General features: G+C 64.4%; 11 protein-coding genes. 4 read left to right on the forward strand and 7 right to left on the reverse strand.

Annotation, left to right across the window (positions count from 1 at the left end):
• Positions 1-135 precede the first annotated feature (135 nt).
• A complete protein-coding gene (locus F4X08_01050) occupies positions 136-1,140 on the forward strand; it encodes a hypothetical protein (protein MYD24389.1) in 1,005 nt (334 codons plus the stop codon).
• A 15-nt stretch (positions 1,141-1,155) separates the two neighbouring features.
• On the opposite strand, the gene tkt is transcribed toward F4X08_01050, so the two are convergent.
• Both tkt and F4X08_01060 read right to left on the reverse strand, forming a co-directional pair.
• The gene (tkt, locus tag F4X08_01055; protein ID MYD24390.1) at positions 1,156-3,195 is read right to left on the reverse strand and encodes a transketolase; all 2,040 of its coding nucleotides are present in this window, start codon (positions 3,193-3,195) and stop codon (positions 1,156-1,158) included.
• A gap of 150 nt (positions 3,196-3,345) precedes the next feature.
• Positions 3,346-4,977 carry a gluconokinase gene (locus F4X08_01060; protein MYD24391.1) on the reverse strand — a complete coding sequence of 544 codons (1,632 nt, stop codon included), beginning with the start codon at positions 4,975-4,977 and terminating at the stop codon, positions 3,346-3,348.
• A gap of 192 nt (positions 4,978-5,169) precedes the next feature.
• Between F4X08_01060 and F4X08_01065 the strand changes: the two genes are divergently transcribed.
• The 3 genes from F4X08_01065 to F4X08_01075 all read left to right on the forward strand — a co-directional run bounded on the left by F4X08_01065 (position 5,170) and on the right by F4X08_01075 (position 8,196).
• The gene (locus F4X08_01065; GenBank protein ID MYD24392.1) at positions 5,170-6,195 is read left to right on the forward strand and encodes a fructose-bisphosphate aldolase class I; all 1,026 of its coding nucleotides are present in this window, start codon (positions 5,170-5,172) and stop codon (positions 6,193-6,195) included.
• A 55-nt stretch (positions 6,196-6,250) separates the two neighbouring features.
• The gene (locus F4X08_01070) at positions 6,251-7,348 is read left to right on the forward strand and encodes an aminotransferase class I/II-fold pyridoxal phosphate-dependent enzyme (GenBank protein ID MYD24393.1); all 1,098 of its coding nucleotides are present in this window, start codon (positions 6,251-6,253) and stop codon (positions 7,346-7,348) included.
• A gap of 110 nt (positions 7,349-7,458) precedes the next feature.
• Positions 7,459-8,196, forward strand: coding sequence for a phytanoyl-CoA dioxygenase family protein (locus F4X08_01075; protein MYD24394.1), 738 nt, complete (start codon positions 7,459-7,461; stop codon positions 8,194-8,196).
• Between the two features lie 20 nt (positions 8,197-8,216).
• Here F4X08_01075 and F4X08_01080 read toward each other — a convergent pair whose 3' ends face one another.
• The 5 genes from F4X08_01080 to F4X08_01100 form a co-directional block, all read right to left on the reverse strand.
• Positions 8,217-9,260, reverse strand: coding sequence for a D-cysteine desulfhydrase family protein (locus F4X08_01080; protein ID MYD24395.1), 1,044 nt, complete (start codon positions 9,258-9,260; stop codon positions 8,217-8,219).
• Positions 9,261-9,290: 30 nt separating this feature from the next.
• The gene (locus F4X08_01085) at positions 9,291-10,796 is read right to left on the reverse strand and encodes a glycoside hydrolase family 32 protein (protein ID MYD24396.1); all 1,506 of its coding nucleotides are present in this window, start codon (positions 10,794-10,796) and stop codon (positions 9,291-9,293) included.
• Between the two features lie 126 nt (positions 10,797-10,922).
• The gene (locus F4X08_01090; GenBank protein ID MYD24397.1) at positions 10,923-11,471 is read right to left on the reverse strand and encodes a DUF1854 domain-containing protein; all 549 of its coding nucleotides are present in this window, start codon (positions 11,469-11,471) and stop codon (positions 10,923-10,925) included.
• A 14-nt stretch (positions 11,472-11,485) separates the two neighbouring features.
• Positions 11,486-13,798, reverse strand: coding sequence for an ABC transporter ATP-binding protein (locus F4X08_01095; protein MYD24398.1), 2,313 nt, complete (start codon positions 13,796-13,798; stop codon positions 11,486-11,488).
• A complete protein-coding gene (locus F4X08_01100; protein MYD24399.1) occupies positions 13,795-16,059 on the reverse strand; it encodes an ATP-binding cassette domain-containing protein in 2,265 nt (754 codons plus the stop codon). Before F4X08_01100 ends, F4X08_01095 begins: the two co-directional genes overlap by 4 nt.
• Between the last annotated feature and the right edge of the window lie 83 nt (positions 16,060-16,142).

A 16,142-nucleotide genomic window follows, 5' to 3' on the forward strand; every position in this document is an offset into this window, starting at 1 on the left:
ATCGAAAACCGGCCATGAATCCTCAAGCAGGTCCGCATCCATGCATCCAAATTCGTATCAGTCAAGTGCCCCGACAAGTACAGCCATCGGAACACGGCCATTGGTACACGACCATCACCCTGGGACCCAACCACCATGAAAATCAGAACCCTCGAAATCGATCAGGCGTCCGTCCTTGCTGACTTCTACAACGGGCAATTCTCCGGGATGCCGTACTGCTATCCCGTCACCGAGGATGAATTCCGGACCGGTGTTTTGTGGCATGAAGAGGAGGACAGGCCCTACGAAGACCTGTCGGACGAGTCGATCCTGGTGGTGGAAGGCGACGACGGCGCCGTCGCGGGGTTCGCCCACGTGGCTATCTGCCGCAAGGGCGAGGAGCACGACCGCGTCGGACTCCATCCAATCGAGGAACTGCTGGAGGACCGCATCGGCCTCATCCGGTTCTTCCACTATCGGGCCGGGGGCAGGCAGGCCGGGCAGACGCTCCTGGAGGCAGCGGAAGCACACTTGCGGAGCTTCGGTGTCAGCCAGATACGGGCCTTCAGCTACTTCGGTTACCGGTTCCATCGCTTCTGCCACGCGTTCCAATCCGACCGGATGGGCCATGTCGGCGCCCTGCTCTGTATGAACGATTATCGCATTACACGGGGGATCATCCTCCTCGAACTTCCGGATTTCGCGGTATCCGATCCGGTACTGCCGGACCCCGGCGTGACCACGCGGTTCGACGTCCGTCCCGGCCGCGGCAGGCTGCCCAACATGGAGTTCCAGCTCTTCCGGGGAGATCAGTGCATCGGCCAGGGATTCGCCCAGTCGCTGGGGGATTTCTGCCGGTCGCCCCAGGCGCAGGATACCTTCTACATTCCGTGGTTCTCCATCGAAGGCAGCCCGGTGGGAGGGCGGGTCAGCGAGGGGGAGCAGGGCAAGGGGTTCGGACGATATATGATGGAAGTGCTGCTCAGGGAGATGCACCAGCTCGGATACCGCCACGCGACTACCCAGGCGAACACGGGCAGCCCCCGGCCCATTCTCCTGTACACGAACATGGGATACCGGGTCGTGGAAACCAACTACCAGTACTTCAAGGATTTTAAGCGGGAGATACCGCTGGAGGTGTTCAAAGAGGTCGGGTTCTAGCAGGCTGGCTTCTGATCACCCGCATGCCGCAACCAGTGCCTTTGCCCTGCCGGCGATGTTTTCTGCCGTGAAGCCCAGGTGCTCGAATACGTCCTGGTAAGGCGCCGATGCGCCGAAGCGTTCCAGGCCGATGACGTCGCCAGCAGGACCCACGTATCGCTCCCACCCCAGCGTGACGCCGGGTTCCACGGCCAGGCGCGCGGTGACCGACGCGGGAAGCACGGACTCCCGGTATTCCGCGGTCTGCGCTTCGAACAGTTCCCAGCTCGGCATGCTGACTACGCGCGCGGCCACCCCTTCACCCGCCAGCGCTTCCCGGGCCTCGAGCGCCAGGTGGACCTCCGAACCGGAAGCGATGAGGATCACATCCGGCGTTCCGTCGGTATCGGCGAGGACGTAGGCGCCCCGGTGCAGGCCGTCGGCGGACGCGAGACCCGAATCCGATGCGAGGCCCGAGCCAGACGCCAGACTCTTGGTGGATGCCGTGCCCGATGTCGACGCCAGTCCTTCCCGGTCCAGCACGGGCAGCTTCTGCCGGGTCAGGGCCAGGGCGACGGGGCCGTCCGTGCGCCGTAGCGCCGCCAGCCAGGCTTCCGCCGTTTCGGCGGCGTCGGCGGGTCGGATCAAGGTCAGATTGGGGATGGCCCGCAGCGCCATGTAGTGCTCGATGGGCTGGTGGGTCGGACCGTCTTCGCCCAGTCCCACGCTGTCGTGGGTGAAGACGTAGACCGGCGCGATGCCCATGAGGGCCGCGAGGCGGATGGCCGGCCGCATGTAGTCCGAGAACACGAGGAACGTGCCGGCGTAGGGGCGCAGGCCCCCGTGGAGCGTCATCCCGTTCAGCGCGGAAGCCATGGCGTGTTCGCGCACGCCGAAGTGCAGGTTGCGGCCTGCGAAGTTTCCGGCGGCGTAGTTCGATTCGGCTTCCACCATGGTGTTGTTGGACCCGGCCAGGTCCGCCGAACCGCCCAGCAGGCCCGGTATGCGCCGGGACAGCGCGTTGATGGTCACACCGGACGCCTGCCGCGTGGCCATGTCCCCCTGGTCGGGCGAAAAGGTCGGAAGGTTTTCGTCCCAGCCGGCCGGCAGTTCCCCGTCCATCGCCTGCTTCCAGGTCTTCGCCAGTTCGGGAAAGGCGGCCGTGTAGGCATCGACGGCCTGACGCCAGGCCAGTTCCCATCCCTTGCCGTAGGGGACCATCTGCTGGAACCAGGCGCGCACGTCCTCCGGGACGAGGAACTTGGGTTTCAACGGCCACCCGAGGTTTTGCTTGGTCAGTTCGACTTCCTCTTCGCCGAGAGGCTCGCCGTGGGCCTTGGACGTGCCGGCCTTGTTGGGACTTCCGTAGCCGATGACCGTGCGGCACACGATGACCGAGGGACGATCCGTCTCGTTTCGCGCCATTTCGACCGCGGCTTCGACCCGGGCGAGGTCGTTGCCGTCCAGAACCCGCTGTACGTGCCACCCGTAGGCGTCGAACCGCAGGCCCGTGTTCTCCGAGAAGGCCAGATCCGTGCCGCCGTCGATCGTGACGCTGTTGTCCAGGTAGAGGACGATCAGCTTGCCCAGGCCGAGGTGCCCCGCGAGGGAGCAGGCCTCGGAGGCGACGCCCTCCATCATGTCCCCGTCGCTGGCGATGACATAGGTGTAGTGGTTGACGATCTCGTGGCCGGGGCGGTTGTACCGGGCCGCCAGGTGGGCCTCGGCCATGGCCATGCCCACGGCGTTCGCGATCCCCTGCCCGAGCGGTCCCGTGGTGGTCTCCACGCCGGGCGTATCGCCGTACTCGGGATGGCCGGGTGTCTGGCTCTCCCATTGCCGGAAATTCCTGATCTCATCGAGGGAGAGGTCGTACCCGGTGAGATGCAGCATGGCGTAGAGCAACATGGACCCGTGCCCGCCGGAGAGCACGAAGCGGTCGCGGTTGGGCCAGTCGGGATTCTTTGGGTTATACCGCATGAGGCGCGTCCACAGCACGTAGGCGATGGGCGCGGCTTCCATGGGCAGGCCCGGGTGGCCGCTGTTGGCCTGCTGGACGGCGTCGACGGCCAACATGCGGATGGTGTTGATGCATCGTTGCTCGAGATCGTGTTCTGACACGGTTCGCGTCCTTTTCGGTTCGGTTCGTTTACGCGGTTCGTCGGCACGGTTCGTTTGTTCAAGTTCGCCAGGTTCGGAACGCCCGCTAAGATACAACCCGGCCCCTCAACTGTCCATCATCATATCATACAGGTTCTGCTGCCGTTTCATCGCTTCCCGGTAGCGGTCCCGGTTCGCCGGATCCGGCACAAAGGTCTTGCCCAGGGGGGCTGGCGCGGCGGCCAGGTCTTCCAGCGCGCCGGAGGCCTCCAGCGCCAGCAGCGCGGCGCCGCGGCTCGAGGCCTCGGTCACGGTCGAGGCGGTGATGGGCCGCTCCAGTACGTCGGCCATCATCTGCATCCAGACGGGGGACTGCAGCAGGCCCGCGCCCGAAGCGACGATCTCGCCGGCATCTCCCCAGATCGACCGTAGCCGGTCATGGATGTTCGCGAAACAGTAGGCCGTGGCCTCCAGACTGGCCCGCATGACATCCAGCGGCGTCGTATGCAGCGTCATGCCCGTAATGGCCGCCCTGGCGGCGTCGTGCCAGCCCGGACTGCGTTCGCCCGCCCAGAAGGGCAGCACCGTGAGGCCGTGGCTGTCCGGCGCCATCCCGCCCAGGTCCCGTTCGACCCGCTGTTCGTCGGCCAGGCGCAACGTGTCGCGCATCCAACCGTAGACGTTCCCGCCGTTGCTCAGGGCGCCGCCCATGAGGATCCTGCGCCGGTCCGACCGGTAACACCACAGACCGTCCGGGATCGAGAACTCCTGGACACTCCTCATGACCCGCATGGCGCCGGAGGTGCCCACCATCAGGGCGATGCGGTCCTCGTCCACGCAACCGCTGCCGATGTTGTTGCAGGCGCCGTCGCCGATGGCCGGATACCAGGACGCTCCGGCCAGGACGGGCCAGCGGGAAGCGAATTCGCCCTTCAGGCCCCGTACCGGTTTGTCCACGTCGCTTACGGGCGTCAGCTGGTCCCGTTCCAACGGCACCGCGGCCAGCGTCTCGTCGTCCCAGTCGCATCGGTGGGCGTTGAACAACCCGGTGCCGGATGCCATGGATACGCTGCAGGCCGGCGCGCCGAACCACCTGAGGAAGAGGTATTCGCCGATGGACATCCAGCGTTCCACCCGGGCGAACGTTTCGGGATCGTTCCGGGCGAACCAGCATATCTTGGCGGGAAGATAGGATGCGTGGAGCACGCACCCGGTGCGCCCGTGGGCGGAAGCGGCGTCGAGACGCTCACCCAGTTCGGCGATGACCGTCCCCGGCCGCGTGTCGGCCCAGCTGATCAGCGGGGTCACGGCGCGGTCTCCCTCCACGCCCACGACGTTGTGCCAGAACGTGGTCATGGCCACGCCGTCGATCGCGGGATGGCCGCACGTGGGATGGCCGCCCCCGGCAAGTCCACCCATTGCCTGTACGCCCCACGCGCAGAAGTCGTCGAGCACCGAACCCACCTCCGCCACCAGGCGATCCGCGTCGATATACACGCCGCCGTCCGGCGTGGTATCCATGTTGTAAGTTTTTTGAAAGGCGGGGGATGCGATGCGGGCCATCCGGTCGAAGAGGATCGCACGCACGGACGACGTGCCGATGTCGATGGCCAGAACGCGGGGCGTCACAATCGAGTCGCGGGGTGGCTGAATCATGTCGGGAGACGGCTGAATCGGGTCGCGGGGCATGGACGATGCCTGACATCCGGATCGATGAAAACACCGCGTCCTGGCGCCGTGCGGATCGGCCGTGATCATTAGACGCGTACAGGAGAGCGGGAAAGGGCTGCAGGCGGTATTATATCGTCGGGCGGATCGCGTTTCAAGCCAAAAGCGACCGGCCAAGAAAGGATTGACAGGCGGGCATCGGGCGCGTTTTTTACCGATCCACGCTTCAGTGTACGCTTATGGCAGGAATGACGTAAACCGGTCGAGGAGTTAAAACAGAAGATGCCTTCCAAATTGAATGACGTCGCCCGTGCCATGGTCGCCCCGGACAGGGGGATCCTGGCCGCGGACGAAAGCAGCGGCACCATAAGGCAACGGTTCAATGCCATTGGACTGCCGTCGACGAAGGAGAACCGCCGCGCCTACCGGCACATGCTGATCACCACCGAAGGCATGGAGCAATTCATAAGCGGCGTCATCCTCTACGACGAGACCCTGCGCCAGAAGGCCCTGGACGAAGCCGAAACGCCCTTTCCCAGACTGTTGTCCGACAAAGGCGTGATTCCCGGGATCAAGGTGGATACCGGCATTCATGACCTGGCCGGTTTCCCCGGAGAGAAAGTCACCGAGGGGCTCGACGGCCTGCGCGCGCGCCTGACCCGGTACGGGAAGCTGGGCGCCCAATTCGCCAAGTGGCGGGCGGTCATTACCGTGGGGAAAGGCATTCCCACGGACGTATGCATCGACGCCAACGCCCATGCCCTCGCGCGTTACGCCGCCCTGTGTCAGGAATGCGGCATCGTACCGATCGTCGAACCCGAGGTGCTGATGGACGGCGACCATAACATCTACCGGTGCGACGAGGTTACCGGCGTTACGCTGCGGCAAGTGTTCGAGGCCCTGGCCGTGCACGAGGTCAAGCTGGATGGGATCGTCCTGAAACCCAGCATGGTCATCTCGGGTTCGAAATGTCCTGAGCAGGCTTCCGTGGAGGAAGTCGCGCGGCGCACGGTGAACAATTTCCTGCGCAACGTCCCGCGCGACGTGCCCGGCGTCGCCTTCCTATCGGGCGGGCAGTCTTCCGAGACCGCCACGGCGCACCTGAACGCCATGAACCACATGTTCGGCGAGCTCCCGTGGGAACTCAGTTTCTCCTACGGCCGCGCCCTGCAGGCGGCCCCGCTGCGGGCATGGGGTGGAGATCCCGCCCGTTTCAAGGCGGGTCAAGAAGCCTTTTACCACCGTGCCATGTGCAACAGTGCCGCGCGGACCGGCACGTACAGCGCCGACATGGAAACCGCGGCATAACCTGTCCAGCTAGGCCAGCCCAACGAGCCCGGCCAGCCCGGCCGCGCCGGATCCGATGTCCAGACCTCCATACTCCGAAATCGTAGCGAACCTGCCTTCCGTGACCCCCTTCGTGGGTCCCGAAACCATCGAACGACAGCAGGGTAAACCGTTTCGGGTGCGCATCGGCGCCAACGAAAGCGCCTTCGGCGTATCGCCCCGGGCCGCGGCGGCCATGAGTGAAGCCGCGCGGGGCGTTGCCTGGTACTGCGACCCGGAAGGCTATGAACTGCGGGCCGAACTGGCCGCGATGCACGGCGTGGACATCGAGAACGTGACCCTCGGCGCAGGGATCGACGACCTGCTGGGGCTGATCGTCCGCATGTACATGGACCCGGGCGACGCGGTCGCCGCGTCCCTCGGATGCTACCCCACCTTCGTCTATCACGTCGACGGCTTCGGCGGCAGGCTGGAAACGGCGCCCTACCGCAACGACCGCAACGATTTGACGGCGCTGACGGACCTGGCCGCGAAACAGAAGGCCTCCATCCTCTACCTGTCCAATCCGGACAACCCGACGGGTTCTTACTACGGCAGCAACGCCATCTCCGATCTCCTGGACCGCGTGCCGCCCGAATGCCTCTTCATTCTCGACGAGGCCTACCTCGACTTTGTGCCGCCGGACACCATACTCCCCATCGACGTGGACGACCCCCGGCTGATCCGGGTGCGCACCTTCTCCAAGGCCCACGGAATGGCCGGTGCCCGGGTTGGTTACGCCATCGCCCACCGGGATGTCATCCGGACCTTCGACAAAGTCCGCCTGCATTTCGGCGTGAGCCTGGTGGCACAGGCCGGTGCGCTGGCCTCCCTGCGCGACCCGGAATTCGTGGCGAGCGTGGTAAAGGCCGTGGAAGCGGGTCGGGAAGACTACCGGGAACTGGCCGCGGACGCGGGGATTTCCTCGCTGCCTTCCCAGACCAATTTCGTCGCCTTCGATTTCGGTACGGGCGAACGGGCAGGCGAGGTGATGAACACCCTCATCGAGTTGGGCGTATTCCTGAGAAAGCCCGCCGCGCCAGGACTGGACCGCCTGGTCCGGGTCACGGTGGGCACGCCCGGTGACCGGGCCGTCTTCTCGGAGCTGTTCCGGGAGGTCATGAACGGGGCGTAGGCTGCGGGCTGGGGGGCTCGCCAAAGAAGGCAGACCAAGACAGGCGGACGGAATCCCAAAATCGGTAAATCAGGTAATCACGAGGTAGACCGGGGGAGGACGCTCCAACGGTGGTCGATCTCGAATTCTTCAAGCAAAACGGCTACGTAAATCTCGGACAGCCCTTTTCGCCGGTAGAGGTCAGTCGCTTCGTCGAACTGTACGACCGCGACCGGTCGGAGACGGGGTATTTCTGGCGACCCATCGCCTTCGACGGCCACCAGAGCGTGAACTGCGAGCCGCTCATCTCCTCCCCGGAATTCGACGGGCTCATTCGCCATCCCACGCTCATCGACCCGATCGAGACCATCTTCGAAGGGCCCAGTTGCCTCGCGGAGGCCTGCCTGCGGCACATGGCGCCGCATGACGGCGACCCGGTGGAGGTCTGGCACCGTGACCGGCGGCACATGACCGACCGGCCCTACCGGTGCGGTTACCTCCACATGATGCTATACCTGTCCGACGTAAGCGAGGAAACGCACTGCTTTTCGATCTCGCCTGAACCCTGCGACGGACCCATACTGGAAATTGAGGAACAGGTCAAAGAGCGCGGCGGCATACCCCTCCACGGTCCGGTCGGCACGGTCATCCTTTTCAACCTGTCCGCAGTCCACGCTGCCACCGTGAGGAAAACCACCCACGAACGCAAGTCCGTCCAGGTCTACTACGGCCATCGCGACGGACCAGTCCTCAGTCAGCACACCACCATCCCCACCGGCCTCTGGCGCGACCACCCCGATCCTGAAGTGCGAGGGTTCTACAGCCTGCTCAACACGCGTTCGCGGAAGTTCGCCGAGGCGTTTGGCTAGCGTTCCAGGCCCGTCGATTCTCACGGCACATCCGACAGCCAGCTCCCCAGCTTGTCTCCATAGGCAAAGATGGCCGGCAGACCGCCGGTATGAATGAAGAGCACCCGGCTGCCCTCTGCGATCACGCCGGATCGCACATGGTCGATGAGTCCCGCCATCGTCTTGCCGGTGTAGACCGGGTCGAGGAGCAACCCCTCCTGGCGGGCCGCCAGCGCGATCGCCTCGCGCACCGCGTCGTTGAGCCGGCCATAACCGGGTGCCAGAACGCCGTCGTACGCCATGACGTCATCCGCGTCGAACACCTCCGGCCGTTCGATCATCGAGGCGAGTTCCACCGCAACCTTTCTTACGCGAGCTACCTGGCTGTCGGCGTCGCGCCGCACACAGATGCCGTATACCGGGGTCTCCTTGCCCAGGGCCCGGAAGCCTACCAGCAGCCCGGCGTGGGTCAGGGCGCTGCCCGTGGGACAGACCACGGCGTCAAACGCTAAGTCGAGGTCCCGGGCCTGCGCCAGGGTCTCCTCGGCCGCGAGCACGTATCCGAGCGCGCCGAGCGGGGGATGGGCGGGGGCGAGATGGATCACATAGGGCCTGCGGCCTTCCTCCGCAAGCGATTGGGCAAGCAGGTCCAGTGACGCGTCCGCCGCAGGCTCGTCGTCGCCGACCGGGAAGGAATGCAGCTTCGCTCCGAAAAGCCGGTCGAGCAGCACGTTGCCGGATGATCGATGGAGGGCGTCCACGTCGGGTACGCGCTCTTCCAGCTGAATGTGGGTTTCCATGCCGAGCCGGCGTCCGGCGGCCGCAGCCACGCGGACGTAGTTCGACTGCACCGCGCTGGTGATCAACAGGGTGTCGGCATCCCGTTTCTGCGCCTCGCCCAGGGGGAATTCGAGCTGGCGGACCTTGTTGCCGCCCAGGGCCAGTCCCGTGCAGTCGTCGCGCTTGATCCACAGCTCGATGCCGAGGGCCGCACTCAGGCGGGATGCGGGATCCAGCGGCGTCGGCACATGGCCCAGCCGGACCCGGGGAAACTTGTCGATGGCTTTGGTTAACGGGCTGGTCATCTTGTCGATTGCGCGTCATTCATGAGTTATTTACGAGTTTTCCCACGCGGACCGGAGTTCGTGCACGGTCAGCGAGACGATGCGTAGGCCTCCGTGCACGCTTACGCCGTGCACGCTTTCGCCGTCCGCCTTCAGAGCCAGCCGGTGATTGGTCGCGGCCGGCAGGAAGCAGAACGACATGGACACCTCCCCCTGGTTGCCGAAGATCTCCAGCGAGGTCCGGTCGATCAGCAATTGAAGGCTGACGCGGCCGTCGATCGTACGTAGCGCCGCGGTTTTCCCCATACAAGACAACGTTTGCGCTTCCGCATCGTATTCTACGGTATGTCCCTGCACTTCGATGGTGAAACCTCTGGCACCGGCCGACTCGCTGTCGTCGCCGCCCGATTTGCCGCGACCGCCGACATCAATCACCAACCGCACGTCGAACAGGTCGCCCTCGTCTGCCAGGACGAGCCGGCTTTCAGCCTCGCGCAGGTCCGTGACCGCGTAGCTGCTGATTTCTCCCGATGCGTATCGCTGCTGGAACTGTTCGGCCGCCATGGCCGCCAGGTCGCCGGCGGGCCAGGTGCGCGTCCCGGTATGCAGTAGTTCGATTTCCCGCACCGGTTCCCTGCACAACCGGATCCCGTCCGGCAGCGTCCTGAGCGTCAGTTCAACCGGGAACGACATCTGCTGGTTGAAGGGCATGGCCGGGTACCGGCCGCCCCGCATCCACGAGATCTGGATCCGCCGGCCGTCCTCCGCCGGGATGTCGCTCCAGGTCTGGGCGGCGTAACCGTTGGCGCCTTGCTCCGCCTGCAGGACGTCCGTCTCGGGCGCGTAGGTCTGACCGTCGAAGCGCCCGAGCAGGTAGCCGCCGCTCGCGCCCCAGAAGACCCACCTGGTGTCCGAAGGGTCTCCATCCACCGGCAGCTCGAAAAAATCGGGACATTCAGACACGCCGGGCAACGTCAGGTCCTGCAGGTGCGTCCAGGACTTGAGATCCGGGGACGCGAACAGGGCGTAGTCGTTACCGTCCATGAACAGCGTCATGATCCATCGCGAAGTCGGTTCGTGCCAGACCACCTTTGGATCGCGGTTCTCCGCCCGGACGTGACCGATGACCGGATTGCCTGCATACTTTGTCCACGTCCGGCCGCGGTCGTTGCTATAGGCTATACATTGTATACACCGGCGTTCAGGGAACACCCTTTCGCCGCCCGCCGTGTAGAAAGCGATCAGCGGCGGCGCGTCTCCGTCCCGGAACCCGCCGGTGTCGTGATGGTCCACAGCCGCGGATCCCGACCACATCCAGCCCGTTTCGTCCACGTCCAGCGCGGCGGTGTGAAGCTGTTTCCAGTGGACCAGGTCCGTGCTGACCGCGTGTCCCCAGGTCGTGCGGCCGTGCACCATGCTGCCGGGCGTGTGCTGGAAGTAGAGGTGGTACTCCCCGTCGGCATACACCAGACCGTTGGGATCGTTGATCCAGTGTTTCTTCGCCGTGAAGTGGAATTGGGGGCGGAGAGCTTCCCGGTAGAGGGTGTCGCTGGTCATCGCGGTTTATCCAGGCTTCGACGGCCGGGCGGGCGGTGACAGTTTAAGAGGCTTCCGGTCGGCTGGACGGGCACCGGCCGATCCGCGCCGGATTCCGGCCTCGGTCGATTCGCGACGGCACGGCCGTCACACGTTGGTCTCGATCAGCCGCACACTTTGCGCGTCCAGTTGCGTGTAGTCGATGACCTCAAACCGGTTGCCGTCGACGTCGGTGAGCAGAAGCCGCGTATCCGACGCCCAGTGGGTGTTCTCGTGGCCGCGGATGACGAACTCGCGCTTGCCCCGGTCGGTCATGACGTCCCAGTAGGTGACGCCGTATTCCATCTGTATGGAGTTTACCCGTTCGATCGTCGCCCGAAGGTACCGGTGGGCGAGCTCCTCCTCGATGACCTTGCGGGAATCTTCGTCCAGGTCGTTCAGGTCCCTGATGAAGGCCACTTCCTCGTTCTTGATGTCCAGGAGCGACACGTACCGGTCCGAGTGGGCCATGGGGGAGGCGTTGACCGGCCGGACGCGGATGTAGGACCGCTCGTCGCGGACCGTCATGCGCACGGTGTTCTTCGGCGCCCGGAAGACCCGGATCTCGCTCGCCTGGTAGGGTTCGACGGGGGCGTTCTCGATCCCCGTTTCGAATTCAAAGGTGTCCGGCGTTTCCACGCCAGGTTCATCCGGCATCTCGATCTCCCCGCTCAGTTTGTATGTCCATTGGCGCCGCGGTTCGGGTCGGCCTTGCCCCCGCCCACGGCCATGACGGCGGTGCTCGCCCGCTGGGTTTCGACCATACGGTAGAAGTGGCCCTTCATGTCCAGCAGTTCCTCGTGGGTGCCCGTCTCCACGATCTTTCCCGCGTCCAGCACCACCAGCCGGTCTGCCCGGCGGAGGGTTGAAAGCCGGTGGGCGATGGCAAAGGTCGTCCGGCCCTTCACGAGATTGGCGATGGCCTCCTGGATAAGCTTCTCCGTGTGGGTGTCCACCGAGGAGGTGGCCTCGTCCAGGACCAGGATGCGGGGGTCGTGGATGATAGCCCGCGCGATGGCGATCCGCTGTTTTTCGCCACCCGACAGTTCCTTGCCGTTCTCGCCGATCTGGGTGTCGTATCCGTCGGGCTTCGCGCAGATGAAATCGTGGGCGTTCGCGGTCCGGGCCGCCCGCATGATCTGCTCGAGCGAGGCGTCCGGACTGCTGTACCGGATGTTCTCCGCGATGGATCCGCTGAAGAAATAGGAGTCCTGCAGCACGACGCCGATCTGCCTTCGCAGGTCTTCAAGGCCGATGTCCCGGATCGGCACTCCGTCGATCTCCAGGTTGCCGTCGTCGATATCGTAGAACCGGCAGAGCAGGTTGGTCATCGTCGTCTTGCCCGATCCGGACTTGCCCACAAGCCCGATCATCTCGCCGGGCTGCACGTGGAGGCTGATGTCGTGGAGGACGGGCTTGCCCGCCTCGTAGGCGAAGGTCACGTCTTCGAATTCCACCTCGGCCTTCATGTCCTTCATCTCGACCGGGTCGTCCCGGTCCTCGGTTTCCGCCGGGGTGTCGACGATTTCGAAGACCTTCTCCGCGCCGCTCATGGCCCGGCTCGACCAGGTGTTCAGCTCGCCGAACCACCGAAGGGGTTCGTACAGCATCCAGAGGTAGGCAATGAACATGATGAGGGCGCCGGTGGTGAAGGTACCGTCGATGCGGGCGATTCCCCCGTAATACCAGACCAGGATCAGCCCGGACGTCGTAAGCATGCTGACCGTGCTGAAGAAGACGGCCGCTTCCTTCTCGCTCTCGAAATCGCCCCGGAAGACCCCTTCATTGCTGCTTCTGAACCGGCGCATCTCCCGTTTTTCCTGGACGAAGGTCTTTACGACGCGTACCGAGGAGAGCATCTCGCCCGCCATGCCCACCAGCTTGCCCCAGCGGTAGTATTTCGTCCGGAAAGCCCGGATCAGCCGGATCCAGAAGTACCACCCGCCGGTGACGAGCAGGGGTATGGGGATGAGCACCAGGAGCGTCAGTTGCCAGCTGGTCAAGAAAAGCAGGACCAGGATGCCCACCAGGAGCAGGAGATTGGTCAGGATATAGGGCACGCCGTCGACCAGGAACCACATCATGCTCTCCGTGTCGTTGGACACCCGCGAGATCAGGGATCCCACCTGCCGCTTGTTGTAGAACTTCATGCTCAGCCGGGAGAGGTTCTCGTACAGGTCCTCGCGGACGGACACGATCACGCGGCCGCCGAGCCAGACGGAAAGCCGGTCCTTGAAGATCTCCAGGACGAAGGATACCAGGCGGATGACCGCGTAGGCGCCGACGAGCAGATAGAGGAACGAGAACGGGTCCCCGGGGGCGCCGGCGGCCGGGTCCCCGGAGGCGCCGGCGGCCGGGTCCTCGAGTACGTCGATGATAAGCCGCATGATGTAAGGCGGAGCGAGTTCGGCCAGGGTGAACAGGAGCGACAGGAAGACCATCATCGCGAGTTTGGCCTTGAAGGGCACGGCGTATCGGGCGATCCGCCGCATCATCGCGAGCCGGTTGGTGCATGCCGAACAGATCCCGTTCGGCTCGGGCAGGAGGCGCCCGCACCGGTCGCACCGGGTCTTGTCCACCTCCCCCTGCATGTCGACCGGGTCATCCTTGATGAACTGATCGATACCCCGGGCGATCCGCGCGAACTTGGCGCGCTGGGACGGGGTGTAGCGGATGACCTCGACCTCTTCGTTCCCGATCACCACGTTGATCCGGCCCGAGCCGACCAGTTCTTCCACGGCGGCGCTGTTGGCATCGGACAACTCGATGGACGCGTCCCCGTTTCCTGTGCCTGCCCCGTTCGAATCGAACCGTAACACGCGCTGGTCCGTCACCAGGAGCCAGCGTTCCTCGAAGCGCAGGTCTTCCGTCAGGTCGGTCGCCGCGGCGATTCGGACGGACTCTCCTTCGCGCAGCGCTTCCCGGCATCGGTCGGCCAGCGCGGCAGGCATCCTCTCCTGGTAGGTGGTCGCGGTGTCGGTCATGCCACCTCCATGATCTCGGATGTGGCCTTCTGCAGGCGCACCAGGTGATGGAAATGGCCGCGGTTCGCGATCAGTTCTTCGTGGGTGCCTTCCTCGACGACCCGGCCCTGCTCCAGCACCACCAGCCGGTCGGCGTCCCGCAGCGTGGACAGGCGATGGGCGATGGCGATCGTCGTGCGCCCCTTGATCAACCGCGCGATGGCTTCCTGGAGCTGTTTCTCCGTCTCGGCGTCCACCGAGGACGTCGCCTCGTCCAGGATCAGGATGCGGGGGTCGTGGAGGATCGCCCGGGCGATGGATACGCGCTGCTTCTCGCCGCCCGACAGCCCCGTGCCCTTATCCCCGAGAATCGTATCGTATCCATCGGGCTTCGCGAGGATGAAGTTGTGGGCGTTGGCCGCCCGGGCCGCCGCCATGATGTCCTCGAAACTCGCGGCGGGCTTTCCGTAGGCGATGTTCTCCCGGATCGTCCCGTTGAAAAGGATCGGTTCCTGCAGGACGACGCCGATATGGCCCCGCAGGTCTTCGAGCCGGATGTCCCGGAGGTCCACGCCGTCCAGCGTGATCGAACCGTAGTTCACGTCGTAGAACCGGCAGATGAGGTTTATGGTCGTACTCTTCCCGGCGCCCGACTTTCCGACCAGGCCGATCATTTCGCCGGGCCGGATATGTAGATTGACGTCCCGCAGCACCGGCAGCGCGGCGTCGTACCCGAACGTCACATCCTGGAACTTGATCTCGCCCCGCGTCTGCAACATCTGCTTCGCGTTCTTGTCCTCGTAATTCTCCGGTTCCATGTCGATGAGCTCGAAGACCCGTTCAGCGGCGCTCATGGCCCGCGTCATCCAGCTGTTGACCCGACCGAGCCACCGCAGCGGACCGTAGAACATCTGCAGGTAGAAGTAGAACAGTATCAGCTCACCCAGGGTGAGTTCCTGTCCGAGCACCTGCCCGCCTCCCACCAGCCACACCACGACAAAGCCCAGGAAGTTCAGCAGGCCCATGGTGGAGAAGTAGTAGATCCACTGTTTCTCGGTCCAATACTCCAGGGCGAACATGTCCCTCGCGTTGCGCTTGAACCGGCCGACCTCCCTGTTCTCCTGGGCGAAGGCCTTGACGATACGAATGCCCGAAAGGGATTCCTGGATGTGGGTGAAGAACCCTTCCCACTGGCGCCACATCCGGGTGTAATAGGTCCGCAACCTCCGGTAGAGGACCCGGCCCCATATGACGATGAGCGGCACGGGGATGAGGATGTAGAGTGTAAGCACCCAGTTGGTGTAGAACAGCATGCCGATGATACCGAGCGTCGTCATCCAGCGGAGGATGAGGAAGGGCAGGCCGTCCACCAGGAAGCTGCGCACGTTCCGGGTGTCCCGCGTCACGCGCGAAAGCAGGCCGCCCGTCTTCTGCTTGTCGTGGAACCCCAGCGAAAGGTATTCGACGTGATGGTACACCTGGGCCCGGATATCCGCCACTACGCGGGCGCCCACCCAGGCCGTCAGCCAGCCGTTCGCCATCTCGCCCAGCCAGCGGAGTACGAGCAGGCCGGCCATGGCCGCGACGAACCAGAACAGCAACTCCTTGTCACCGTTCTCGAAGGCGTCGTCGATGATGAGCTGCGTTATCTTGGGCGGGAGGAGTTCCGCCACGCTGAGCACGGCGAACAGCGCCACCATGGCGATGGCCTTGGTCCGGTGGGCACCCAGGTAGGAGCAGATCCGCTTGAGCATGCCCCACTTGCTGACGCAGGCGGGACACAGCCCGTCCCTGGTGGGCAGGCGCCTGCCGCAGGTTTCGCAGACCACCCGGGGGAACTCCGTCTTGACCTGAAACGGCTTTTCCTCGATGTGCTGCTCGATGCCGCGCTGCGCCTCGTTAAAGACGTCCACACGGCTCTGGGAATAGCGGATCAGCGGAATGGTGTCGTCGGCCGTGGAGACCTCCAGGCAGGAGCCGCCTACCAGGGGTTCCACCGCCACCCTGGTCAGGTCCTCCAGCGGCACGGCGATGTCGTCGCCGGCGCCGTTGAGTTCCAGGGCCATGACGCGTCGGTCGGTTACGATGAGCCAGGAGGGCTGGAACCGGCCTTTCGCGTCCAGGTCCGATTCCAGGGTGATGTGGATTTCTTCGTCGGTTTCCAGTACGGGGTAGAGTTTCTTTTGAATCTGATCCGGCAGGGGATCGGCCAGGCGCATGTAACTCCCTTTGGCACCCTGCTGTGGGGATTGCCGCCGTGCGGGTTGAACGGAACCGGTCATATATCAATAAAGTGGATGCATCCGTAACGATTCACTGCTTCGAATGCGATTTTAAATCCTGGGAAAGTGTGAGGGAATCGCGG

Source organism: Gemmatimonadota bacterium, assembly GCA_009841265.1.
GTDB lineage: Bacteria > JAAXHH01 > JAAXHH01 > JAAXHH01 > JAAXHH01 > JAAXHH01.

Excerpts from the sequence above, each read along its gene's own strand:
- F4X08_01050 (MYD24389.1), top strand. The coding sequence starts at position 136 with ATGAAAATCAGAACCCTCGAAATCGATCAGGCGTCCGTCCTTGCTGAC.
- tkt (MYD24390.1), bottom strand. The coding sequence starts at position 3,195 with ATGTTGGCCGTCGACGCCGTCCAGCAGGCCAACAGCGGCCACCCGGGC.
- F4X08_01060 (MYD24391.1), bottom strand. The coding sequence starts at position 4,977 with ATGATCACGGCCGATCCGCACGGCGCCAGGACGCGGTGTTTTCATCGA.
- F4X08_01065 (MYD24392.1), top strand. The coding sequence starts at position 5,170 with ATGCCTTCCAAATTGAATGACGTCGCCCGTGCCATGGTCGCCCCGGAC.
- F4X08_01070 (MYD24393.1), top strand. The coding sequence starts at position 6,251 with ATGTCCAGACCTCCATACTCCGAAATCGTAGCGAACCTGCCTTCCGTG.
- F4X08_01080 (MYD24395.1), bottom strand. The coding sequence starts at position 9,260 with ATGACCAGCCCGTTAACCAAAGCCATCGACAAGTTTCCCCGGGTCCGG.
- F4X08_01085 (MYD24396.1), bottom strand. The coding sequence starts at position 10,796 with ATGACCAGCGACACCCTCTACCGGGAAGCTCTCCGCCCCCAATTCCAC.
- F4X08_01090 (MYD24397.1), bottom strand. The coding sequence starts at position 11,471 with ATGCCGGATGAACCTGGCGTGGAAACGCCGGACACCTTTGAATTCGAA.
- F4X08_01095 (MYD24398.1), bottom strand. The coding sequence starts at position 13,798 with ATGACCGACACCGCGACCACCTACCAGGAGAGGATGCCTGCCGCGCTG.
- F4X08_01100 (MYD24399.1), bottom strand. The coding sequence starts at position 16,059 with ATGACCGGTTCCGTTCAACCCGCACGGCGGCAATCCCCACAGCAGGGT.